We start from the raw sequence: 22,646 nt of genomic DNA on the forward strand, positions 1-22,646 counted from the left end.
AGCTCAGGGGGGTCATACAGAGCGGACGGCTCGCTGGAGGCGGGGGTGGCGGATGAATTCGGCACGAGCACTCCTCGACAGGGAACCGGATCGGGACGAGCGGTGTACTAAATGTGACGGCGCTACAACAGATCGCGCAGGGCCCGGTCTCGGACCATCAGGGCTGCCCGCTTGTCGGGCAGGTCGACCTCGGCGGAGAACCGAAAGCCCGCGCTCAGGAAAGCGGAGACGGAGGGGGTGTTGCGAAGGTCGGGTTCCGCGACAACGCGAGCGCACGAGGGGCGCTTGTCGAGTACGAGGTCGGCGACAGCTCTGAGCAGGGTGGAGCCGAGGCCTCGCCCACGGTTGGCGACACCACCGATGAGGAGGTGGATTCCGGTGTCGTGCGGTCGGGCGGGGTAGTGGCGCGCCAGGAGGTCCAGGTCGGCGCGGTAGATCTCCCAGTAGCTCATCGGCGTACCCTCCAGCACACCGAGGCAGGGGACGCTGCGTCCGTCCCCGTCCAGCTGACGACGCAGGTGCTCTTCGGCCACGGACTCGGGCCCCGCCAGCTCCCAGAACGCGGCGACGGCAGGGTCGTTCATCCAGCGGGTGACGAGCGGGAGATCACGCTCCATGTGTACGGGGACGAGATGGAAGGCGCCCGCGGGAGTCTCGGTCGGCCCCCAGCCGGCTACGCGGTCGAGCAGGTCGTCACCGGCCGGGGCGACGCCGGTCTTCTCCGTGCCTTTCCACTCTCCGCCGGCATCGCCGTGAGCCCTGGCTTCCTCGGCGAGGAGCGCGATGAACTCGTCGGGCAGACGCAGGTCCAGGGTGTCCTCGCTGTCCGCGCCGGCACCAAGGATCGAACCAGGCCCTGTGTTGGTGCCGAGTTCGGTGACGGAGGCGGTACCGGCGTCGGTGCTCGCATCGGGAGGCACGGCGACGCTCCTCTCAGGAGACGGGGTGGGTCATGTTCCTCAAGAATGAAGGGGGTTGGTGATGGTGACGTAGACGGACTGGGTGTCGACGGGACCGACGAGTTCGTCGAGGCCGTGCAGTCGGGTGAGCAGGTTGGCCTTGCAGCGCAGGACGCGTGAGTCGAGCAGGTGGGCGGGCAGGGATGTACGCAGCCGAGCCGGCCCGGTGGCCACGTCGGTGAGGAAGCGGCGGAATGCTGCGAGCAACAGCTCTTCGTCGGCAAGGTGTTGGGAGCCGAATGCGCCGATGAGACCGAGCACGTTGTTGATCGCGAGGTAGTAGGCGAAGCGTTCGTCGGTGACCTCGTCGGAGACGAACGTGTCGCTGCGTTCGCCGATGCCGGGCAGCCGGGCGTCGAGTTCCGCGCGCCGTGACTCGCGGAAGTAGTAGCCCTGGTTGTCGCGGTAGCGGCCGCCCGTGGGCCACCCCTCGGGATCCAGCAGAAGCAGCGTGTTCTGCTGGTGCGCTTCCAGGGCGATCCCCGCCTCGCTGTCCAGCCAGAGCACGGGGCGTACGACCTGTTCCAGGTAGCGCAGGAACCACTCGGTGGCGACGGCACCGCGGGGACGGCCGGTGTGGCCGGCGAGACGGGTGACGATCTCGGCGAGCCGGGACCGCATCAAGGGCCTGCCCTGCGTCTGGTCCCGCGTGCCGGATTGGGCGTGGGGCCTGGGTGAGACCAGTCCCGCGATGCAGCCGGCGTCGTCCGTCGGGCCGAACGGGTTGTGGCGGATCATCACGTCGAGCCCTGGCAAGGGAGTGCCGTCCGGGCCGTCGACGGCCAGCCAGGCCGGGTCGCGGACGATGTCGAAGCCCGGGTGAACGGCCTGCCACTGCTTGAACAGGCCGCTGCGCAGCAGACGGTGGACCTCCACGCCACGGTGGAGTTCCTTGCGGAGGTTCTCACGACGGGAGTTGGTGATGCGCACGCCCAGCGACAGTTTCAGCATCGCGGGGGCGCCGGAGCGGTAGAGAGTGCGGACCGAGGAGGTGGGGTGCCAGGCGGAGCCATGTGGGCCGAGGTCTTGCAGCAGTCCCGCGTCCAGCAGGGCCGCGATCTCGGGACGGTGCCGGATCTCGCTCATCTGCCAGGGGTGCAGTGGCAGGGCGGCGTACCCGTCGGGGAGCGACAGCCCGGCGCCGGCCAGCCGTGCCGTGAGCTGTTCCGCGGTGACGGGGCGGCCGCGTTCCGTCCACGCCGAGTCGGCCGCCAGCACAGAGGGCGCCACGGCCATCCAGTGCAGCGGGAAGGAGCCGCGCAACTCCGGTGAGTACAGCTGGGCTTCGGCCTCGGAAAGTCCCTCCCGGCTCTTCGGGGTGGGATGCAGCGGGTGTCCGAGCAGGAGCGCCTGCTCGGCGGTGAGGAAGAGGTCGGGCTCGTCGGCGAGGTGTTCCCTGCGGTCACTGATGAACACGGCGGTACGCCGAACCGAGTCGGCGACACGGCCGACCAGATCGGCACCGTCACCGGCAGGGCTGTGCGAAACCCCCGCTTCGGGGCGGGGCGCGCTGGCTCCGCGAGGTGTTCCGGCGGGTGTGGCGGCCGCGGCAAACGTCGCGGCCGTGGCGGGCATGGCGGGCGCGGCGGGCGTGGCGGCTGCAGGGTCCGTGTTGGCTGTCGGCGCAGCGGTGACCGCTTGTCGCGCGAACAGTGCCGCGACCGTGACCGCGTCGGCGGGGGGTGCCTCATCGGGGGTGTCGGCGAGGTAGGGGAGGCCGAAGCGGTGCCAGCCGGTGGGGGACCAGTAGTGGACGGGGGTGAGCAGGGTCGTGGCGCTGGCCGGGAGGGCGATGCGGAGGGTGCCGTCCTCGGGGGCGGGCAGGTTGTTCTCCCGTACCCAGCAGCGCAGCAGGTTCTCGACGGCCGCCGCCTGGGCCGCGGTATGCGGGTCGGGGTGCTCCAACAGATCGGCGGTGACGCCGCGCAGCCGCTCGGACTCCCGGGCCCCTTCCTTCTGACGAGGGACCGATTCGGCCCGGGGCACGAGCGGGGTCTGCGTGCCATGGGCCGCTCGCTCGTGAGTGTGGGGACGACCGTCGGGTGCGGGGGTGGCGTTCAAGAGAGTTCCTTGTGGAGTCGTTCGGGCTCGTGCGGCGACGAACCGGGGCGGTACGGGGGTGCGTCGGGCCTTTGGCGTTCCTGGTGGATTCGGATGGGGGTGGGGTGCGAGTGGGGCGGCGACTCGGTGCCGGTGGTGCGGGGTCGGTATGACGGACCGGCTTCCACTCGGTGACGAGGTGGGCGGTGCTGCTCCCAGTGGTTGCTCACAACGGGTGGGAGCCGGGATGAGCAGGAGTGGGGCGTCCATACAGGACAGGCCCCCGTAAGAGCCCCTAGCTTCGTAGGGCGGAGCCAAGCGCCGTACGGGGCACTCCCAAGGCGCACGCCTCGCGCTCCAACGCCGCGAGCACCGTGCGGTCCCTCGGTGTCATCGGTGTCGTCGGTGTTCTCGGTCACTGCACCACCCCTCCGCCGCCCCAGCGACCCGGGCCGTCCAGCACCCGAGCGGGCACAACGACGGAACAGCCGAGCCCGGCCACTGCCGCCCTATCCGGCGGGTCCGTCCCGGACATCACCGGGATCCCGAGCCTGACCGCAAGACGCGTCCTCCCCGCCAGGCCCACCTCCGCCACCGGGCCCGCCACCTCCGCCACCAGGCCCACCTCCACCACACATCCCGCCGCCACCGCGCCCCCGCGCCACCGCCCCCACCGCGTCCGCAAGCCGGTCGAGTACTGCGGTTGCCTGTTCGTCGCTGATGGTCAGCGGGGGGAGGAGTCGCACCACGCTGGCGTGGCGGCCGCCCAGTTCGACGATCAAGCCCCGGCGGAGGCAGTCGCGTTGGACGGCGGACGCGAGTTCGGGGGCGGCGGGTCGGGAACCTCCGGCAGCGGGGTCCGGGGCCGCTTCGGGGTCCACCAGCTCGACGCCGATCATCAGTCCCCGGCCGCGTACGTCTCCGATGCAGGAGAACTCGTCGGCCAGTGCGCGGAGTTGGGCGAGCATGCGAGCGCCCAGAGTGCCCGCGCGTTCGGCGAGGTGGTTTTCGCGGACGTAGGAGAGGGTTGCCGTGCCGGCGGCCATGGCGAGCTGGTTGCCGCGGAACGTGCCTGCATGGGCGCCGGGTTGCCAGACGTCGAGGTCGTCGCGGTAGACGACGACGGCGAGTGGCAGGCTTCCGCCGATGGCCTTGGACAGGACCATGACGTCCGGCGTGATCCCGCTGTGTTCGACCGCCCAGAAGGTCCCGGTCCTGCCGACGCCGGTCTGGACCTCGTCCGCGATCAAGGGGATGGACCGTGACGCGGTGATCTCACGCATCCGGCGCATCCACGCGTCGGGCGCCGGAATCACCCCGCCCTCGCCCTGGACGGGTTCGAGGATCATCCCGGCGGGCTGCGGCACGCCCGACTTGGGGTCGTCGAGCATGGACTCGGTCCAGCGCGCCGCCAGTTCGGCGCCGCGGTCACCGCCAATGCCGAACGGGCAGCGGTAGTCCTGCGGATAAGGAAGGCGTGCGACACGTACGTCGGTCGCGCCCCCGGATGCGTCGAGCGCCCCCGCGGTCATCCCGTGGTAGGCGCCGGTGAACGCGAGCATTCCGGTGCGTCCGGTCGCCGCGCGCACCAGTTTGAACGCGGCCTCGACCGCGTCCGTCCCGGCAGGTCCGCAGAACTGCACCCGGGCGCGGGCGGCGAACTCGGGCGGCAGCGTGCGGAACAGCTCGGTGGTGAAGGCGTCCTTGACGGGTGTGGCGAGGTCGAGGACGTGGAGCGGGGCTCCGGAGTCGAGGACTTTCCTGATCGCCTCCAGGACCACGGGGTGGTTGTGTCCCAAGGCCAGGGTCCCGGCGCCGGACAGGCAGTCGAGGTAGCGGCGACCGTCGGCGCCCTCGATCGTCAGGCCGCGCGCACGCACGGGGACGATCGGCAGGGCGCGCGCGTAGGTACGCGCCGCGGACTCGCGCGCCGACTGGCGCCGCAAGATCCCTTCGTGCGCCGCGCGCGCCCCCTCGGAGGCGCGGGACGCACCCTTTTGCGCCCCCACGGAAGCGCAGGACATACCTTCACGCGCCCCTTGGGCCCCGCCGAGAACGTCGGACGCCCCCTCCCGCGTCTCCTCGGGCTCTCGCCCCACCGGCACCACCGCAGACTCGGTCACGGCCACGACTTCAGGTCCTCCCGCTGTCCAGAGGCGAGTTGGCGGAGGGTCCCGAACGCATGCGGCAGGTCCCCCGTACGTACCAACGACGCCGCCCGCGCGGGGAAGCGGGTGACTCGAAAATCCCTGCCGTGACGGAACCGCTGCCGGTCCGGCCCAGGGCGGGCTGCGGCAGCACCAGCGCATCCGGCGCTCTCCGACGCTCGCGTGCCGCCGTGGCGGAAGCGCAGGAAGGGTACGGACCCGGCCCGAGGATCAAGGCCGGCAGGAAGAGGGCAAGGTCACAGCCCTGCCCACTGCTGCTCCTTTGTCCGACTGCCCTAACATCCGAGCATGACGGTCCTGCCCGACGACGGGCTTTCGCTCGCCTCCGAGTTCCCTGACGCCACGCACGAGCAGTGGCAGCACCTAGTCGCGGGCGTACTGCGCAAATCGGGCAGGGAAGTTCCGGACACGGCAGCCGAGGAGGCTCTGTCCACCGCGCTGGAGGACGGGCTCGGTATCCGGCCCCTGTACTCCGCGCACGACCCCGCGCCCGATCCCGGCCTTCCCGGTTTCGCCCCCTTCGTCCGCGGTGGCCGTGCCGAGGGGAGCACCGTCGGCGGCTGGGACGTACGCCAGCAGCACACGGCCGTCGACGGCGACGCGGTACTCGCGGACCTGGAGAACGGCGTCACCTCGCTCTGGCTGGTCACCGGTGCGGGCGGCATCCCGGTGTCCTCGCTCGGCCCCGTCCTCGACGGCGTCTACCTCGACCTGGCCCCCGTGGTCCTCGACGCGGGACGTGATGTCGAGTCCGCCGCACGGGAGTTGCTGCGGCTGTACGAGGAGCGGGGTGTCGCCAAGGAGGCGGCGCGCGGCAACCTGGGGGCGGACCCGCTGGGCCACCAGGCTCGTACGGGGGACGAGCCGTTCGACTTCGCGCCGGTCGCCGGCCTCGCGCGGCTGTGTGCCGAGGAGTACCCGGGGCTGCGGGCACTGACCGTGGACGCATTGCCGTACCACGAGGCCGGTGGCTCCGCCGCTCAGGAGTTGGGCTGCTCGCTGGCGACCGGCGTCGCCTATCTGCGGCAGCTGGACGAGGCGGGGCTGTCGGTCGAACACGCCTGCGCGCAGCTGGAGTTCCGGTACGCGGCCACCGCCGACCAGTTCCTGACCATCGCCAAACTGCGGGCGGCCCGCAGGCTGTGGGCGCGCGTGACCGAAGTCTGCGGTGCCCCGGTCGGGCAGCTCCAGCATGCCGTGACCTCGCCGGTGATGATGGCGCGCCGTGATCCGTGGGTGAACATGCTGCGTACGACGGTCGCCACGCTGGCCGCCGGGGTCGGCGGCGCCGACGCCGTCACCGTGCTGCCCTTCGACCACGCCATCGGTCTGCCGGACGCGTTCGCCCGGCGGATCGCCCGCAACACCTCGACGATCCTGGTCGAGGAGTCGCACCTGGCGCGGGTGATCGACCCGGCGGGCGGCTCCTGGTACGTGGAGCGGCTCACCGACGAACTCGCCCACGCGGGCTGGGAGTTCTTCCAGTGGATCGAGCGGGCGGGCGGCCAGGCGGAAGCCCTTCGTTCGGGCCGGCTCGGTCAGGAACTGGCGAAGACGTGGGAGGCGCGGAGTGCGAAGCTCGCCAAGCGGCGTGAGCCCGTGACCGGCGTCAGCGAGTTCCCGAACCTCGCCGAGCGCCCCGTGGAGCGCGTTGCCGCGCCCGTTCCTCCCGTCGGCGGGCTCCCCCGGGTGCGGCGCGACGAGGCGTACGAGACGCTGCGCGCCCGCTCGGACGCCCACCTGGCGGCGACCGGGTCCCGGCCGCGGATCTTCCTGGCTGCCATGGGTCCCGCCGCCGCCCACACCGCTCGCCTCACCTTCGCGTCGAACCTGTTCCAGGCCGGTGGCATCGAGCCGGTCACGGAGGGCACGTTCGAGGACAGCGGTGCCACCGAGGTCTGCCTGTGTTCGAGCGACCCGCTGTACGAGGAACAGGCCGCGGAGACCGCCGGGGCCCTCAGGGCGGCGGGCGCCGGGTATGTGTTCCTCGCCGGCCGTCCCGGGCAGTACCCCGGTGTCGACGGCTATGTCTTCGCGGGCTGTGACACCGTCACCGTGCTCTCCACCGCACTTGACCGTATGGGAGTGTCCTGATGGGAATCCCCGACTTCTCCGGGATCGAGCTGGGGACGCCCACCGCCGACGGCAGCGCCGAGGACTGGCGCAAGGCGATCGACGGGGGCGAGACCTTCTGGGAGACCCCGGAGGGCATCGCGGTCAAACCGCTCTACACAGGCCGTGACCTGGAGGGCCTGGACTTCCTGGGCACCTACCCGGGCATCGCCCCGTACCTGCGCGGCCCGTACCCGACGATGTACGTCAACCAGCCCTGGACCATCCGCCAGTACGCGGGCTTCTCCACCGCCGAGGAGTCCAACGCCTTCTACCGGCGCAACCTCGCGGCCGGTCAGAAGGGCCTGTCCGTCGCCTTCGACCTGCCCACGCACCGGGGTTACGACAGCGATCACCCGCGCGTGACCGGTGACGTCGGCATGGCGGGCGTGGCGATCGACTCGATCTACGACATGCGGCAGCTCTTCGACGGCATCCCGCTGGACAAGATGACCGTGTCGATGACGATGAACGGTGCTGTGCTGCCCGTTCTCGCGCTCTACATCGTGGCGGCCGAGGAACAGGGCGTACCGCCCGAGAAGTTGGCCGGGACCATCCAGAACGACATCCTCAAAGAGTTCATGGTCCGCAACACGTACATCTATCCGCCGAAGCCGTCGATGCGGATCATCTCCGACATCTTCGCCTTCACCTCGCAGCGGATGCCGCGCTACAACTCCATCTCCATCTCGGGCTACCACATCCAAGAGGCGGGCGCGACGGCCGACTTGGAGCTGGCGTACACGCTGGCCGACGGAGTGGAGTACATCCGGGCGGGCCGGGCGGCAGGGATGGACGTGGACGCGTTCGCGCCCCGGCTGTCCTTCTTCTGGGCGATCGGCATGAACTTCTTCATGGAGATCGCGAAGATGCGGGCGGCGCGCCTGCTGTGGGCCAAGCTGGTCAGGCAGTTCGACCCGCAGAACGCCAAGTCCCTTTCCCTGCGCACCCATTCGCAGACCTCGGGCTGGTCGCTGACCGCGCAGGACGTCTTCAACAACGTGACGCGTACGTGCGTCGAGGCGATGGCGGCGACCCAGGGCCACACCCAGTCGCTGCACACCAACGCCCTCGACGAAGCGCTCGCCCTGCCCACCGACTTCTCGGCACGCATCGCCCGCAACACCCAGCTCCTCATCCAGCAGGAGTCGGGCACGACCCGGTCGATCGACCCGTGGGGCGGCAGCGCGTACGTCGAGAAGCTGACGTACGACCTCGCGCGCCGGGCCTGGCAGCACATCGAGGAGGTCGAGGCGGCGGGCGGTATGGCCAAGGCCATCGACGCGGGCATCCCCAAGCTGCGCATCGAAGAGGCGGCGGCCCGCACCCAGGCCCGGATCGACTCCGGGCGCCAGCCGGTCATCGGCGTGAACAAGTACCGCGTCGAGACCGACGAGCAGATCGACGTCCTCACGGTCGACAACTCCTCCGTACGCACGCAGCAGATCGAGAAGCTGCGACGGCTGCGCGCTGAGCGCGACGAGCGGGCGTGCCAGGACTCGCTGGACGCCCTGACCCGCGCCGCTGGGGGCACCGGCAACCTGTTGGAGCTGGCCGTGAACGCGGCCCGTGCCAAGGCCACCGTCGGCGAGATCTCCGACGCCCTGGAGAAGGTGTACGGACGGCACTCGAGCCAGATCCGTACGATCTCCGGTGTGTACCGCAACGAAGCCGGCGATTCCCCGAACGTCGAGCGCACCCGGTCCCTGGTGGGCTCCTTCGAGGAGGCCGAGGGCCGCCGCCCCCGCATCCTGGTCGCCAAGATGGGCCAGGACGGCCACGACCGCGGCCAGAAGGTGATCGCCACCGCCTTCGCGGACCTCGGCTTCGACGTCGACGTCGGCCCGCTGTTCCAGACCCCGGGCGAGGTGGCCCGCCAGGCCGTCGAGGCGGACGTGCACATCGTCGGGGTGTCCTCGCTGGCCGCCGGGCACCTCACCCTCGTGCCGGCGTTGCGGGAGCAGCTCGCCGAGGAGGGCCGCGAGGACATCATGGTCGTGGTCGGCGGGGTGATCCCGCCGCAGGACGTGCCCACGCTCCTGGAGATGGGCGCGGCTGCCGTCTTCCCGCCCGGGACGGTGATCCCGGACGCGGCGTACGACCTGGTGCAGCGGCTGGCCACCGACCTCGGGCACACCCCGTGATCGATGTCGACACCTATGTGAAGGGCGTACTCGACGGGAAGCGGGCGCTGGTGGCCCGCGCCATCACGCTCGTGGAGTCGACCAGGCCCCAACACCGGGTCATGGCACAGGAGTTGCTGACCGAGCTGCTGCCGCACAGCGGGAAAGCGCGACGGATCGGCATCAGCGGTGTGCCGGGCGTGGGCAAGTCGACGTTCATCGACGCGTTCGGCACGCTGCTCACCTCGCTCGGGTTCCGGGTCGCGGTGCTCGCGGTCGATCCATCGTCGAGCCGGACGGGCGGGTCGATCCTCGGCGACAAGACGCGCATGGAGCGGCTGGCCGTCGACCCGGCGGCGTTCGTACGGCCCTCCCCCACCGCCGGCACGCTCGGCGGGGTGGCGAAGGCGACCCGGGAGTCGATCGTGGTGATGGAGGCGGCGGGCTACGACGTCGTACTCGTGGAGACGGTCGGTGTCGGCCAGTCCGAGACCGCCGTCGCCAACATGGTCGACTCCTTCCTGCTGCTGACCCTCGCCCGCACCGGCGACCAGTTGCAGGGCATCAAGAAGGGCGTCCTGGAACTCGCGGACGTCATCGCCGTCAACAAGGCGGACGGCCCGCACGAGCGCGAAGCCCGGGGCGCGGCAAGGGAGTTGGCGGGCGCGCTGCGGCTGATGCACCCCGTCGACGCCGCCTGGACCCCACCGGTGCTGAGCTGCAGCGCCCGCGAGGGAACGGGCCTGGACACGGTCTGGGAACGCCTGGAACAACACCGGTCGCTGTTGGACTCCACCGGCCGCCTAGCCACCAAGCGCCGCAACCAACAGGTGGACTGGACCTGGACGATGGTCCGCGACGAACTCCTCGGCCGCCTGCACTCAGATCCGGCCGTACGTGCGCTGGCTCCCGACCTCGAACGCCAGGTACGCGAGGGCGAGTTGACAGCAACCCTGGCGGCAGAGGAAATCCTGCGAGCATTCGAATCCCGGCCAACCGACTTGCCCTAAGGGGCGCGGGGAACTGCGCGACCAGCCCCCACCGGGCCGCACCCAAAAATCGACGCATCCAACCCCCACCCCGTAGGCTAGCCAGCGCAGCTGGTTCGCCCCGTCAGCCAGACGGACGCGTCGCAAGAGGGAACCCGGTGAAATTCCGGGACTGCCCCGCAGCGGTAAGTGGGAACAACCGCCGTCATACGCACTGGGTCCGGAACAGGGCCTGGGAAGCGACGGCCAGTAGGTGTCCTCCGTGCAATGGAGGACGTGCCCACGAGTCCGAAGACCTGCCAACTGCCCGCACGCGAAGCATTCGTGCGCGGAATCCCGGTGACCTCGTGGGCGGGTCGGCGTACACATCGGCGGGCACGACAACCCGCCGATCTGGCGTTCCTTCGCGCTCTCGTCCCGTCCCGGGATCTCAGGGAGACATCTCGCGAAGGAGAGTTCCGTGACAGCGAAGTCCGCAGCCGCGGCAGCACAGGCAACCGTGTACGGCTACCCCCGTCAGGGTCAGGGCCGGGAACTGAAGAAGGCCGTCGAGGGGTACTGGAAGGGTCGCGTCGACGCCGACGCCCTCCGGGCCACCGCCGCCGAACTGCGCCGTACCAACTGGCGGCAGCTGGCCGAGGCCGGTGTCCACGAAGTGCCGACCGGCGACTTCTCGTACTACGACCATGTCCTGGACACCAGCATCATGGTCGGCGCGATCCCCGAGCGCCACCGCGCCGCCGTCGAACTCGATGCGCTGGACGGGTACTTCGCGATGGCGCGCGGCACGCAGGAGGTGGCGCCGCTGGAGATGACGAAGTGGTTCGACACCAACTACCACTACCTCGTGCCTGAGTTGGGCCCGGACACCGTCTTCACCACCGACTCCACCAAGCAGGTCACCGAGTTCGGCGAAGCTCTCGCACTCGGCCTAACCGCCCGCCCGGTCCTCGTCGGCCCCATCACCTATCTCCTGCTCGCCAAGCCCGCGCCCGGCGTGGCCCCGGACTTCGACCCGCTGACCTTGCTCGACCGGCTGCTGCCCGTGTACGCCGAGGTCCTCGGGGACCTGCGGGCAGCGGGCGCCGAGTGGGTGCAGCTCGACGAACCGGCTCTCGTCCAGGACCGCACGCCCGCCGAGCTGAACGCGGCCGACCGTGCCTACCGTGACCTGGGAGGGCTCGACGACCGCCCGAAGCTGCTCGTCGCCTCGTACTTCGGGCGGCTCGGAGCCGCGCTGCCGGTACTGGCCAAGGCTCCTGTCGACGGTCTCGCCCTGGATTTCACCGAGGCCGCCGCCGCCAACCTGGACGCCCTGGCCGCAGTGGGCGGACTGCCCGGCAAGCGGCTGGTCGCGGGCGTGGTCAACGGCCGCAACATCTGGGTGAACGACCTGTCGGCGTCCCTCGCCACGCTCGGCACTCTGCTCGGCCTCGCCGACCGGGTCGACGTGGCCGCCTCCTGTTCACTGCTCCACGTCCCGCTCGACGCCGCCGCCGAACGTGACATCGAGCCGCAGATCCTGCGCTGGCTCGCCTTCGCCCGCCAGAAGACCGCCGAGATCGTCACCCTCGCCAAGGGCCTCACCCGTGGGACCGAAGCCATTGGCGCGGAACTGGCCGCCAACCGGGCCGACCTGGCCTCCCGCGCCGGCTCGGCGCTGACCCGCGACCCCGCGGTACGGGCCCGCACCGCCGCCGTCACGGACGCCGACGCCCGCCGCTCCCAGCCGTACTCCGAGCGGGCCGCCGCCCAGCGCGCCCACCTCGGTCTGCCGCTGCTGCCGACCACCACCATCGGCTCCTTCCCGCAGACCGCCGAACTGCGCGTCGCGCGGGCCGACCTGCGCGCGGGGCGGATCGACGGCGCCGGGTACGAGGAGCGCATCAGGGCCGAGATCGGCGAGGTGATCTCCTTCCAGGAGAAGACCGGTCTCGACGTCCTGGTGCACGGCGAGCCCGAACGCAACGACATGGTCCAGTACTTCGCCGAACAGCTCACCGGCTACCTCGCCACCCAGCACGGCTGGGTCCAGTCGTACGGCACCCGCTACGTCCGCCCGCCGATCCTGGCCGGCGACATCTCCCGCCCCGAGCCGATGACCGTGCGCTGGACGACGTACGCCCAGTCCCTCACCGACCGCCCGGTCAAGGGCATGCTCACCGGCCCTGTCACCATGCTCGCCTGGTCCTTCGTCCGCGACGACCAGCCGCTCGGCGACACCGCCCGCCAGGTCGCCCTCGCCCTGCGCGACGAGGTCAACGAGCTGGAAGCGGCGGGTACTTCGGTCATCCAGGTCGACGAACCCGCCCTGCGCGAGACGCTGCCGCTGCGTGCCGTGGACCGTCCCGCCTATCTGGCCTGGGCCACCGAGGCGTTCCGGCTCACCGCAGGCGGCGTACGCCCGGAGACCCAGATCCACACCCACATGTGCTACGCCGAGTTCGGCGACATCGTCCAGGCCATCGACGACCTCGACGCCGACGTCATCAGCCTGGAGGCCGCCCGCTCCCACATGCAGGTCGCCCGCGAACTGGCCGAGCACGGCTATCCGCGCGAGGCGGGGCCCGGCGTGTACGACATCCACTCCCCCCGCGTGCCGAGCACCGACGAGGCGGCTGCCCTGCTGCGCAAGGGACTTGAGGCCATCCCCGCCGAACGGCTGTGGGTCAACCCCGACTGCGGCCTGAAGACCCGCGGCTGGCCCGAGACCCGCGCGTCCCTGGAGAACCTGGTCGCGGCGGCCCGAACGATCCGCACGGAACTCGCCGGATCCTGATCCGACCGGACGGCCGAGAGGGCAAGCCCGACTCCCTCTCGGCCGTTCCCGGTCGTACGTCCTCCGCGCTGACGCACGACTGCGGTCGAACTCGAGCCACCGGAGGCCGGAAGCCCCCGGCTCAATGCGATACGGGAGTTGCCTGCGCGGGGCCGGCCTCTGCCGCTCGCGGAGTCAGCAGTCGCTGCGCCAACTCTCCGAAGATCAGGCCGAATCCGGTCCACAGAGTGAGCTGGATGGCCAGGGCCGAGGTGCGGAACCGCCACAACAGGGTGGCCGGGAAATCCTGCGGGACCTCGTTGACGGCCGGCAGGAACGCAAACGCGAGGCCGGTCGCCAGGACGAAGAAGGCGACCGCCGCGACGGTGGCGTACCACGTGCCCCACCTGGGTGCGAGCCGCTTGCCGACGATCACGGCGGCGACCGCGAGGAGCACGCTGAGCACCATCATCAGGAAGTACAGGGTCGTGCGCTTCCCAATGGTGTCGGGGTCGCCGACGGACGGCGGGTTGGCCGGGTACTTCAGGAACGGCACGACGTACACCGCGAGCAGGGCCGTACCGGAGAGCAGCAGGGCCGTGGCGCGCGGGGTGAAGCGGCCGACGCGGCCGAGGGCGAAGCAGTAGGCGAGGGCGGCGATGCCGCCGAAGGCGACGCCGTAGATCAGGACGCCGGTGGCGAGGCCGCCGGTGGACTGGAGGCTGCGGCTGACGATCTCGACCTCGTGCTCGTGCCCCGAGGCGTGAGCTTCTTCGAAGCCGATGGCGTCGTCGACGCTGGGCTCGCCCAGGAGGTAGGCCACGAGAAGGGCGAGCACGCCGGCGCCCAGGCCGGCGAGCATGCCCCGCACGAGGAGGTTTCTGACGGTTGCGGAGTTCATGGGCGCGCGGTGTCCCTCGTCAGTGGCAGGGGAAACCGAGCAGGTGGCGGCCGTCGTGGACCCACTCGTGGACGGCCTCGCCGGAGACGACGGAGGTGGCGCCCTGCTCGGCGCCGACGAAGTACAGCAGCACAAGCATCAGGACGCCGAAGAAGACCGCCCAGGGGGCGATCGCGCCGATCGGCAGCTTGGCGGGAAGGGCGGGAGTGGCTGTCGGCGGTGCGACGGTCTGCGCCATGGCAGGACCTCCTCGGGAGTTCGCGTCCCATATCGGTGGTGCGATGGACGACAGGTGCGGGTCTGACTTTCGAGACGCTCCGCCGGTACGGGCGGTCCGTTTCGTTCACAGTGGCGCGACCGTGCCGGATTTCCACCGGCTTCCGCCCAACCGTCGTCGATATCCCACAGACCGTACCGCGTGTCGGGTTCATGGCCAAGACCGCGCCTGTGCCGTGATCTTCGTCTCCCGGGGCAGCGGCACCGACCGGCTCCGCCCGGCCTCCCGGCCGAACTCGGCCGTCCGCAAGGCGGGTTGCGCATCGCGCCGGGAGGCTCGACATTTCGCGCCCGAATGCTAGGGGCGCACAGGTGGAAGGAATGAGCCCTGTACGCGCCCCCGCGTACCTGGGAGAAAATGCGCCATGTCAGCGGTCAGTTGTGGCTGAGATCTCGTACCCCCACCGCCAACTCGTCCAGGAAAGCAGGTCGGCTGCCGTGCTGTTGCGTCTGCCCACGTCCGTGTCCGAAGCCCAGGAGTGCATGGCCGAGGGAGCGGTCCCGATAGGAGGGGCGACGCTGGTGTGGGCCACCTGGCAACAGGACGGCTTCCCCGAGCAGGCCATGTCGCTGCGGGAGCTTCCGGACGCCAACGTGATCGGGCGTGAGGCGCTGGGCTCGGCCGTGGTGCTGAACCGGATCGACGGCCGCGTGCCGGAGGTGCTGCATCGGGCGGCCTCCACCGTGGGGACCGGAGCCGTACGCCGGACGGCCACGGTCGGCGGCAACCTCGTCGGCAGCACGCTGCGCTGTCTGCTGCCCGCGGCACTCGTCCTGGACGCCCGTGCAGTGGTCCTGGAAGCGGACAGCGTCTACGAGACCGACCTGGCCGAAGTCCTGGCCAAGAGCCACCTGTTGCTCAGTCTCCGCTGGCGCGAGCCGATCGCCAGCAGCTATCACAAGCCGGCCGGTGAAGCGGGTGGGCCGCCGCCTCTCGTCGTCGCCGCGGCTCTGCACGCCGCCGACGACGGAGGGACCCGTCTTCGTGTCGCCGTCCGCGACGGATACGAGGTGCTCACCGAGAGCACCGAGGGTGACGCCGACCCGGAGGAGATACTCGACGCCCTGCGCCGTACGGTCATCGGCGCGCTTCACCCCACGGCTTGGGAAGCGGTCCGCCAACAGGTCACCGACCTGGTGCCCCGCCCCGCCGACAGTTGAGGTCCCCCGCTGTCAACGCGGGCTCCTGACATCGGTCGTTGACATCGACGGCGACCGCCGGCCCGGATGATTGCCAGCTCAGAGAGCCTGTTGCGGAACCGTTGCCGTTCCATCGGATGTCCCCCACAGCGACCGCATAGTCTGTGATGCCGTTCGGGTGACAGCGGACGACCGAAGCCGGTCGGCGCTCGAGGTCTCCGCAGCGCACAGTTCTCATACCTCCAGGGGGAGTTACACCATGCGATCCATACGCCCGCCCTTCGCCGCTCGTCGAGGGAGGGGCGCGCGCCGCGGATCCTCCCCTGTGCTGGCCGCCGTCTGTCTCACCGCGGCACTGGCGCTGACCGCCACCGCCTGCGGCTCGAGCGACGACACGGCCGCAGGCGCGGCCACTTCGTCCGCGGCCCAGAACGGCGACGGCAAGATCACGATTCCTGACGACCTCAAGGACCGGCTCAAAGAGCACGGGATCGATGTCGACAAGTGGAAAGACGGCGCCTGGAAGAACTGGGACAAGGACGACTGGCTGCGCGAGGCCGAGGACTACATCAACCCGATCATCGAGGGCCTGTGGAACCCGGACCGGATGCGGGAGGCCGAGGATCCGGACAAGGACAAGGGCGTCGACGAGAACGACCTCTCCGGCGACCAGGGCGTCACCGACCCGACCCCGGCTCCCGTGACCGCGAAGGCCGTGCCGACCGCGTACCACGACAACGCCCCCGAGGCGGGGAAGCTGCTCTTCGACTCCCCCGAGGGCACGATGGTCTGCTCGGCGACGGTGGTCGAGGACCCGGCCAACCCCGGCAAGTCGAACCTGGTGTGGACCGCGGGCCACTGCGTGCACTCCGGCAAGACGGGCGGCTGGTACCGCAACATCGCCTTCGTTCCCTCGTACAACAACGACGGTGCCACAGCTGCCGAGTTGGCGACCGCCACGAAGGAAGAGCTCGCGCCGTACGGCGTCTGGTGGAGCGACTGGGCACAGACCTCTGACCAGTGGATCGAGCAGGGCGGTGCCACGGGCGGCCAGGGAGCCCCGTACGACTTCGCCGTGCTGCACGTGACGCCGGAGGAGGGTGGCGACGGCAAGTCCCTCGAGGAGACGATCGGTTCGGCGCTTCCGGTCAACTTCAGCGCTCCGGCCGTGCCGAAGGTCGCGAGCATCACGGCGACGGGCTATCCGGCGGCGGCGCCGTTCGACGGCGAGACCATGCACCAGTGCACGGACAAGCCGGGGCGGTTGTCGATCGTGCAGTCCGATCCGACGATGTACCGCATCGGATGCACCATGACGGGCGGTTCGTCCGGCGGCGGCTGGGTGGCCACGGGGGCCGACGGCAAGCCCGCGCTGGTGTCCAACACGTCGATCGGCCCGGTCAGTTCGGGCTGGCTGGCGGGTCCGCACCTCGGCACGGTGGCCAAGGGTGTCTACGACGAGGTGAGCGAGAAGTTCGCCGGACAGTGACACAACGGACGTAGAGCGTCCGGACGTACGACGAAGGCCCGCCCCCCTCTCACGGGGGGGGCGGGCCTTCGTGCGTCCGTCTCTACGAAAGCGCCGGAACGTACGGCGCGAGATCCGCCGCCAGTTCCTCGTGCACCCGCACCTTGAGCAGCGTGCCCTCCGGGGTGTGCTCCTCGGAGATCACCTCGCCCTCGTCGTGCGCGCGGGCGACCAGCTTGCCGTGGGTGTACGGCACGAGCGCCTCGATCTCGACCGAGGGACGCGGCAGCTCGTTGTCGATGAGTGCGAGCAGCTCGTCCATGTTGAGCCCCGTACGGGCCGAGACCGCGATGGAGCGCTTCTCGATCCGCATCAGCCGCTGGAGCACCAGCGGGTCGGCCGCATCGGCCTTGTTGATCACCACGATCTCGGGCACCTTGGTGGCGCCCACGTCACGGATGACCTCGCGCACGGCGGCCAGCTGCTCCTCCGGCGCCGGGTGCGAACCGTCCACCACGTGCAGGATCAGGTCGGCGTCGCCGACCTCCTCCATGGTGGAGCGGAACGCCTCGACCAGGTGGTGCGGCAGGTGCCGTACGAAGCCGACCGTGTCGACCAGCGTGTACAGCCGCCCGCTCGGGGTCTCGGCCCGGCGCACGGTCGGGTCGAGGGTCGCGAACAGCGCGTTCTCGACGAGCACGCCCGCGCCCGTAAGGCGGTTGAGCAGCGAGGACTTGCCGGCGTTGGTGTAACCGGCGATGGCCACCGAAGGCACCTTGTTTCGACGGCGCTCCTGGCGCTTGATGTCGCGGCCCGTCTTCATGTCCGCGATCTCCCGGCGCATCTTCGCCATCTTCTCGCGGATACGACGCCGGTCCGTCTCGATCTTGGTCTCACCGGGACCACGGGTGGCGAGGCCGCCGCCCGAGCCGCCGCCCATCTGACGGGACAGCGACTGACCCCAGCCTCGCAGCCTCGGCAGCATGTACTGCATCTGCGCGAGCGCGACCTGCGCCTTGCCCTCTCGGGACTTGGCGTGCTGGGCGAAGATGTCGAGGATCAGGGCCGTACGGTCGATGACCTTGACCTTGACGACGTCTTCGAGGTGGATCAGCTGGCCGGGGCTCAGCTCACCGTCGCAGATCACGGTGTCGGCGCCGGTCTCCAGGACGATGTCCCGCAGCTCATTGGCCTTGCCGGATCCGATGTACGTGGCCGCGTCGGGCTTGTCGCGGCGCTGGGTCACGCCGTCGAGCACGAGCGCACCCGCGGTCTCCGCGAGGGCGGCCAGCTCGGCGAGCGAGTTGTCAGCGTCCTGCACGGTTCCCGAGGTCCAGACGCCGACGAGGACGACCCGCTCCAGGCGGAGCTGTCGGTACTCGACCTCGGTGACGTCCTCGAGCTCGGTGGAGAGGCCCGCGACGCGGCGCAGGGCCGCGCGCTCGGAGCGTTCGAGCTGGTCGCCGTCCCGCTCTCCGTCGATCTCGTGGCTCCAGGCGACGTCCTCTTCCATCAGGGCATCGGCCCGAAGACCTTCGGGGTGGTTCTGCGCGAGGCTCTGCGCGTCCTGGGAAGGGGAAGAAGAGGAGGTCATTGGATCCTTACGTCTATGGGGACACCGATTCGACGACGGACACCGTCCGTCACAGGGAAGAACGTCCCAGGCCACCAGGAGATTCCCTGATTGCGCCGGGTCAACCCCGCGGGGGCCGTGTCACCGGCCCCGAGGAGAGCCGGGCCACTGTCCCGAATGGGGCCGTGTCACGTTCCCGGAGGGGGCCGTGTCACTGCCCCGGAGGGGCCGTGCCGCCGACCTGAAAGATGTTCGCACGGCACGTCCCGTCTCGTCACGCGAGTTATCCGGCGCTCCGCGCCGCCTGCGGAGCGTCACTCTTCCAGTCCGGGTGACCCGGCATCGGCGGAGTCTTCTCGCCATACAGCCAGGCCTTGAAGAACCCGCTCAGATCACGGCCCGCGATACCGGACGCCAGGTCCTCGAAGTCCGCCGTCGACGCGACCCCGTCGTGGTGGACGCTCACCCAGACCCGTTCCAGCTGCTCGAAGGCCGGACGCCCGATCTCCTCACGCAGCGCGTACAGCACCAGCGCGGCCCCGTCGTAGACGTTCGGCCGGAAGATGCTGATCTTCTGCCCCGGCTTGGGCCCCTTCGGTGCCGCGGGCGGTCCCCCGGCGGCCCGCCAGGAGTCGGACGCCCGATAGGCGGCCTTCATGCGCGTCGCCATGGGCCTGTCGGCCTTCTCCTCGGCGTACAGCGCCTCGTACCAGGTGGCGTGCCCCTCGTTCAGCCACAGGTCGGACCAGGTGCTCGGGCTGACACTGTCGCCGAACCACTGGTGCGACAGCTCGTGCACCATGATCGACTCTACGTACCACTTCGGGTACGCGGGCTCGGTGAAGAGCTCCTTCTCGAAGAGGGAGAGTGTCTGTGTCTCCAGTTCGAAGCCGGTCCGCGCGTCGGCCATCAGCAGCCCGTACGTCTCGAAGGGGTACCGGCCGACCTTCTCCTCCATCCAGGCGATCTGGTCGGGGGTCTTCTTCAGCCACGGTTCCAGCAGGGCGCGGTCCTTGGTGGGCACGACATCGCGTACCGGCAGGTCGTGCGGCCCGGTGCGGTGCAGCACGGTGGAGCGGCCGATGGACACCTGGGCCAGCTCGGTCGCCATGGGGTGCTCGGTGCGGTACGTCCAGGTGGTCGCCTTGCCGGCCCGGTCCGCTCCGGCGGGCAGACCGTTCGCCACGGCCGTGTACCCGTCGGGCGCGGTGACATGGATGGTGAACATCGCCTTGTCGGAGGGGTGGTCGTTGCACGGGAAGACCAGGTGCGCGGCGTCGGCCTGGTTGGCCATCGCGAGCCCGTCCTTGGTCTGCACCCAGCCGCCGTCCTGGTTCGCGGCGGGGACCGGGTCGCTGGTGTGGTGCACGGTGATCCGCATCCAGCCGCCCTCGGGCACCGGCTCCGCGGGCGTCACCACCAGGTCTTCCCCGGCGCTCTTGAAGGACGCGGGCGCCCCGTTGACGTCGACCGACCCCACTTTTCCGTGCGCGAAGTCGAGATTGACCTGATCGAGCCGGGCGGACGTCACGGCGTCGATCGTGGTGACGGCCGCGAGCGGCTTGCTGTTGGTGCCGGGGTAGGTGAAGGCGAGGTCGTACGACGCGACGTCGTACCCGGGGTTGCCCAGGTGCGGGAAGAGCCGGTCGCCGACGCCGAGCGGCGTGGCCGGCGAGGGCGCGCTCGCGGCGATGAGACAGACGGAGACGGCCGAGGCGAGCAGGGCCGCCTTGACTCGACGGGTCCTGGGGAGGGCTGTCCTGGGGACGGGGATCCTGGGGCGGGGGGTGAGCGGCATGGACCACGGCTACCAGCGCGCACCCGCCGTACGGTGACGACGCGCGCCGGGTCCACCCGAAAGGGTCCTCCTACTGCGCGGCCGCCGCCTGGTGCCGCGCCCGGCTCACGTCGTACACGCCCGGCACGTTGCGCATCGCCCGCATCAGGCCGGGAAGGTGTGCCGCGTCCGGGAGTTGGAGCGTGTACGTGTGCCGTACGCGCTGCTCGCTGGGAGGTTCGACGGTCGCCGAGACGATGGCGACGCCCTCCGTGGCGATCGCTTCGGTGAGATCGGCGAGCAGATGCGGGCGCCCGAAGGACTCGGCCACCAGCGTGACCCGGCACTCGGTGGTGTCACCCCAGCTCACACCGACCTCCGCGCGCCCCACGCCCTTCATGCTCTCGACCGCGGCGCATTCGACCCGGTGGACGGTGACCACTCCCCCGCGTACGGAGAAGCCGGTCACCTCGTCGGGCGGCACGGGCGTACAGCAGCCCGCGAGCCGTACGGACGCACCGGACTGTTCGACGACGGCGTTCGCGGCGCCGGGGCGGGCGGTGGGTCCTTCTGCGGTCGGCCGGGGAGTCGCGGCGGGAGCCTCGGGTGCCTCGGAGTCACTGGGCGAAGGGTGCGCGGCCAGCCAGCGCTGGATGGCGATCCGCGCGGCGGGCGTGTGCGCGTGCTCCAGCCACTCCCTGGAGGGCTCTGAGGCCGGGTCCTGGCCCATGAGGAGCTGAACGGTGTCCCCGTCCCGCAGAACCGTACTCAGCGTCGCCAGGCGGCCGTTGACGCGGGCGCCCATGCAGGCGTGCGCGTCGTCGCCGTACTGCGCGTACGCGGCGTCGACACAACTGGCGCCCTCGGGAAGGCCCAACGAGCCGCCGTCGGCGCGGAAGACGGTGATCTCGCGGTCCTGGGCGAGGTCTTCGCGCAACGTGGACCAGAACGTGTCGGGGTCCGCGGCGCCCTCCTGCCAGTCGAGGAGCCGGGAGAGCCAGCCGGGGCGGGTCGGGTCGGCACGCTCACCGTCAACAGCACGCTCCGCCTGCTCCTGCGAGGACTGCTCCTCCGAAGGAGGAGCGTACGGATTGCCGAGCGCGATGACCCCGGCCTCGGCGACCTTGTGCATCTGGTGGGTGCGGATGAGGACTTCGGCGATCTCGCCGTCCCCCCGCGCGACGGCCGTGTGCAGCGACTGGTAGAGGTTGAACTTGGGTACGGCGATGAAGTCCTTGAACTCCGAGACCACCGGCGTGAGACAGGTGTGCAGTTCGCCGAGGACTCCGTAGCAGTCGGCGTCCTCGTTCACGAGGACCAGGAGCCGTCCGAAGTCGGCGCCGCGCATGGGTCCGCGTTTGCGCGACACGCGGTGCACGGAGACGAAGTGCCTTGGGCGGATGAGGACTTCGGCCTGCAGGCCTGCCTCACGCAGCACCGCGCGCACGTCTTCGGCGATCTCCGCGAGCGGATCTCCGTCGCGCGCGGTGTTCTCGACGATCAACTCCCTGGTGTGCTGGTACTCCTCGGGGTGCAGGATCGCGAAGACGAGGTCCTCGAGCTCGGTCTTCAGCGCCTGGACGCCGAGCCGTTCGGCGAGCGGGATCAGAACGTCCCTGGTCACCTTGGCGATTCGCGCCTGCTTCTCGGGGCGCATGACACCCAGGGTCCGCATGTTGTGCAGCCGGTCGGCGAGTTTGATCGACATCACCCGGACGTCGTTGCCGGTGGCGACGAGCATCTTGCGGAACGTCTCGGGCTCCGCCGCGGCCCCGTAGTCGACCTTTTCCAGCTTGGTGACACCGTCGACCAGATAACAGACCTCGTCGCCGAACTCCTCGCGCACCTGATCGAGGGTCACTTCCGTGTCCTCGACGGTGTCGTGGAGCAGGGAGGCGGTCAACGTCGTGGTCTCCGCGCCGAGTTCGGCAAGGATCAGGGTCACCGCGAGCGGGTGCGTGATGTACGGCTCGCCGCTCTTGCGCATCTGACCGCGGTGCGAGGACTCGGCGAGCACCCAGGCCCGGCGCAGCGGCTCCAGGTCGGCGCTGGGGTGGTGGGCGCGGTGAGCCTCGGCCACGTGGCCGATCGCGTCGGGCAGCCGGTCGCGGGCCACGGGGCCGAGCAGCGCTGCCCGGCCCAGACGCCGCAGATCGATCCGCGGAAGGCCCTTCCTGCGATGCGCTGGGGACCCCCCCTGCTCAATCGGTACCGAGAGCTTGGGGGAAGGCATTACAGGGCCTGGCGTCGCGGGATTCGTCGCCTCCGCACTCATGGGCACCTCCGGCTGCGTAGACCGGCGGACGGGTGCCCCATGGCGTACACGGCTCAGGGGATGGTGTCGATCCCCCGTCCGGGCCGG

General features: G+C 70.4%; 14 protein-coding genes and 2 riboswitches. Of the genes, 6 read left to right on the plus strand and 8 right to left on the minus strand.

Features of this window, described 5'->3' with window-relative positions; all coding sequences use genetic code 11:
* Positions 1-122 precede the first annotated feature (122 nt).
* From OG266_RS11240 to OG266_RS11250, 3 genes are all read right to left on the minus strand, one after another.
* Positions 123-920 (minus strand): GNAT family N-acetyltransferase, encoded by a 798-nt coding sequence (locus tag OG266_RS11240; protein WP_371545162.1) that lies wholly within the window; start codon positions 918-920, stop codon positions 123-125.
* A 39-nt stretch (positions 921-959) separates the two neighbouring features.
* On the minus strand, positions 960-3,020 hold the full coding sequence (locus OG266_RS11245) for an IucA/IucC family siderophore biosynthesis protein (protein WP_371545165.1): 2,061 nt from the start codon (positions 3,018-3,020) through the stop codon (positions 960-962).
* A 488-nt stretch (positions 3,021-3,508) separates the two neighbouring features.
* The gene (locus OG266_RS11250) at positions 3,509-5,023 is read right to left on the minus strand and encodes a diaminobutyrate--2-oxoglutarate transaminase family protein (RefSeq protein ID WP_371552741.1); all 1,515 of its coding nucleotides are present in this window, start codon (positions 5,021-5,023) and stop codon (positions 3,509-3,511) included.
* 432 nt (positions 5,024-5,455) lie between these two features.
* Here OG266_RS11250 and OG266_RS11255 point away from each other — a divergent pair, with 432 nt between their 5' ends.
* The 4 genes from OG266_RS11255 to metE all read left to right on the plus strand — a co-directional run bounded on the left by OG266_RS11255 (position 5,456) and on the right by metE (position 13,170).
* Positions 5,456-7,261 (plus strand): methylmalonyl-CoA mutase family protein, encoded by a 1,806-nt coding sequence (locus tag OG266_RS11255; protein ID WP_371545169.1) that lies wholly within the window; start codon positions 5,456-5,458, stop codon positions 7,259-7,261.
* Positions 7,261-9,423: a methylmalonyl-CoA mutase gene (gene scpA / locus OG266_RS11260; protein WP_371545172.1), complete on the plus strand. Its 2,163-nt coding sequence runs from the start codon at positions 7,261-7,263 to the stop codon at positions 9,421-9,423. The genes OG266_RS11255 and scpA overlap by 1 nt, the downstream gene beginning before the upstream one ends.
* Positions 9,420-10,412, plus strand: coding sequence for a methylmalonyl Co-A mutase-associated GTPase MeaB (gene meaB, locus OG266_RS11265; RefSeq protein ID WP_371545174.1), 993 nt, complete (start codon positions 9,420-9,422; stop codon positions 10,410-10,412). The genes scpA and meaB overlap by 4 nt, the downstream gene beginning before the upstream one ends.
* A 74-nt stretch (positions 10,413-10,486) precedes the next feature.
* Positions 10,487-10,710: riboswitch (cobalamin riboswitch) on the plus strand.
* Positions 10,711-10,851: 141 nt separating this feature from the next.
* A complete protein-coding gene (metE, locus tag OG266_RS11270) occupies positions 10,852-13,170 on the plus strand; it encodes a 5-methyltetrahydropteroyltriglutamate--homocysteine S-methyltransferase (RefSeq protein WP_371545176.1) in 2,319 nt (772 codons plus the stop codon).
* Positions 13,171-13,291: 121 nt separating this feature from the next.
* Here the strand turns inward: metE and OG266_RS11275 are convergent, their stop codons facing one another.
* Together OG266_RS11275 and OG266_RS11280 are read right to left on the minus strand one after the other, a co-directional pair.
* Positions 13,292-14,050, minus strand: coding sequence for a CbtA family protein (locus OG266_RS11275; protein WP_371545179.1), 759 nt, complete (start codon positions 14,048-14,050; stop codon positions 13,292-13,294).
* Positions 14,051-14,069: 19 nt separating this feature from the next.
* A complete protein-coding gene (locus OG266_RS11280) occupies positions 14,070-14,288 on the minus strand; it encodes a CbtB-domain containing protein (RefSeq protein WP_266474345.1) in 219 nt (72 codons plus the stop codon).
* 60 nt (positions 14,289-14,348) lie between these two features.
* Positions 14,349-14,432: riboswitch (cobalamin riboswitch) on the minus strand.
* A gap of 332 nt (positions 14,433-14,764) precedes the next feature.
* Here OG266_RS11280 and OG266_RS11285 point away from each other — a divergent pair.
* Together OG266_RS11285 and OG266_RS11290 are read left to right on the plus strand one after the other, a co-directional pair.
* Positions 14,765-15,487 carry an FAD binding domain-containing protein gene (locus tag OG266_RS11285; protein WP_371552743.1) on the plus strand — a complete coding sequence of 241 codons (723 nt, stop codon included), beginning with the start codon at positions 14,765-14,767 and terminating at the stop codon, positions 15,485-15,487.
* Between the two features lie 238 nt (positions 15,488-15,725).
* Positions 15,726-16,955: a serine protease gene (locus OG266_RS11290; RefSeq protein ID WP_371545183.1), complete on the plus strand. Its 1,230-nt coding sequence runs from the start codon at positions 15,726-15,728 to the stop codon at positions 16,953-16,955.
* A gap of 82 nt (positions 16,956-17,037) precedes the next feature.
* On the opposite strand, the gene hflX is transcribed toward OG266_RS11290, so the two are convergent.
* The 3 genes from hflX to OG266_RS11305 all read right to left on the minus strand — a co-directional run bounded on the left by hflX (position 17,038) and on the right by OG266_RS11305 (position 22,559).
* On the minus strand, positions 17,038-18,528 hold the full coding sequence (hflX, locus tag OG266_RS11295; RefSeq protein WP_371545185.1) for a GTPase HflX: 1,491 nt from the start codon (positions 18,526-18,528) through the stop codon (positions 17,038-17,040).
* A 262-nt stretch (positions 18,529-18,790) separates the two neighbouring features.
* Positions 18,791-20,305 (minus strand): M1 family metallopeptidase, encoded by a 1,515-nt coding sequence (locus OG266_RS11300; protein ID WP_371545187.1) that lies wholly within the window; start codon positions 20,303-20,305, stop codon positions 18,791-18,793.
* Between the two features lie 70 nt (positions 20,306-20,375).
* Entirely contained in the window at positions 20,376-22,559 is a 2,184-nt protein-coding gene (locus tag OG266_RS11305) for a bifunctional (p)ppGpp synthetase/guanosine-3',5'-bis(diphosphate) 3'-pyrophosphohydrolase (RefSeq protein ID WP_371545189.1), read from the minus strand.
* Positions 22,560-22,646 lie beyond the last annotated feature (87 nt).

Origin of the sequence: Streptomyces sp. NBC_00554 (assembly GCF_041431135.1) — a bacterium.
Taxonomy (GTDB): domain Bacteria; phylum Actinomycetota; class Actinomycetes; order Streptomycetales; family Streptomycetaceae; genus Streptomyces.

Excerpts from the sequence above, each read along its gene's own strand:
- OG266_RS11275 (WP_371545179.1), bottom strand. The coding sequence starts at position 14,050 with ATGAACTCCGCAACCGTCAGAAACCTCCTCGTGCGGGGCATGCTCGCC.
- scpA (WP_371545172.1), top strand. The coding sequence starts at position 7,261 with ATGGGAATCCCCGACTTCTCCGGGATCGAGCTGGGGACGCCCACCGCC.
- OG266_RS11300 (WP_371545187.1), bottom strand. The coding sequence starts at position 20,305 with ATGCCGCTCACCCCCCGCCCCAGGATCCCCGTCCCCAGGACAGCCCTC.
- OG266_RS11305 (WP_371545189.1), bottom strand. The coding sequence starts at position 22,559 with ATGAGTGCGGAGGCGACGAATCCCGCGACGCCAGGCCCTGTAATGCCT.
- OG266_RS11290 (WP_371545183.1), top strand. The coding sequence starts at position 15,726 with ATGCGATCCATACGCCCGCCCTTCGCCGCTCGTCGAGGGAGGGGCGCG.
- hflX (WP_371545185.1), bottom strand. The coding sequence starts at position 18,528 with ATGACCTCCTCTTCTTCCCCTTCCCAGGACGCGCAGAGCCTCGCGCAG.
- OG266_RS11255 (WP_371545169.1), top strand. The coding sequence starts at position 5,456 with ATGACGGTCCTGCCCGACGACGGGCTTTCGCTCGCCTCCGAGTTCCCT.
- OG266_RS11250 (WP_371552741.1), bottom strand. The coding sequence starts at position 5,023 with ATGTCCTGCGCTTCCGTGGGGGCGCAAAAGGGTGCGTCCCGCGCCTCC.
- OG266_RS11280 (WP_266474345.1), bottom strand. The coding sequence starts at position 14,288 with ATGGCGCAGACCGTCGCACCGCCGACAGCCACTCCCGCCCTTCCCGCC.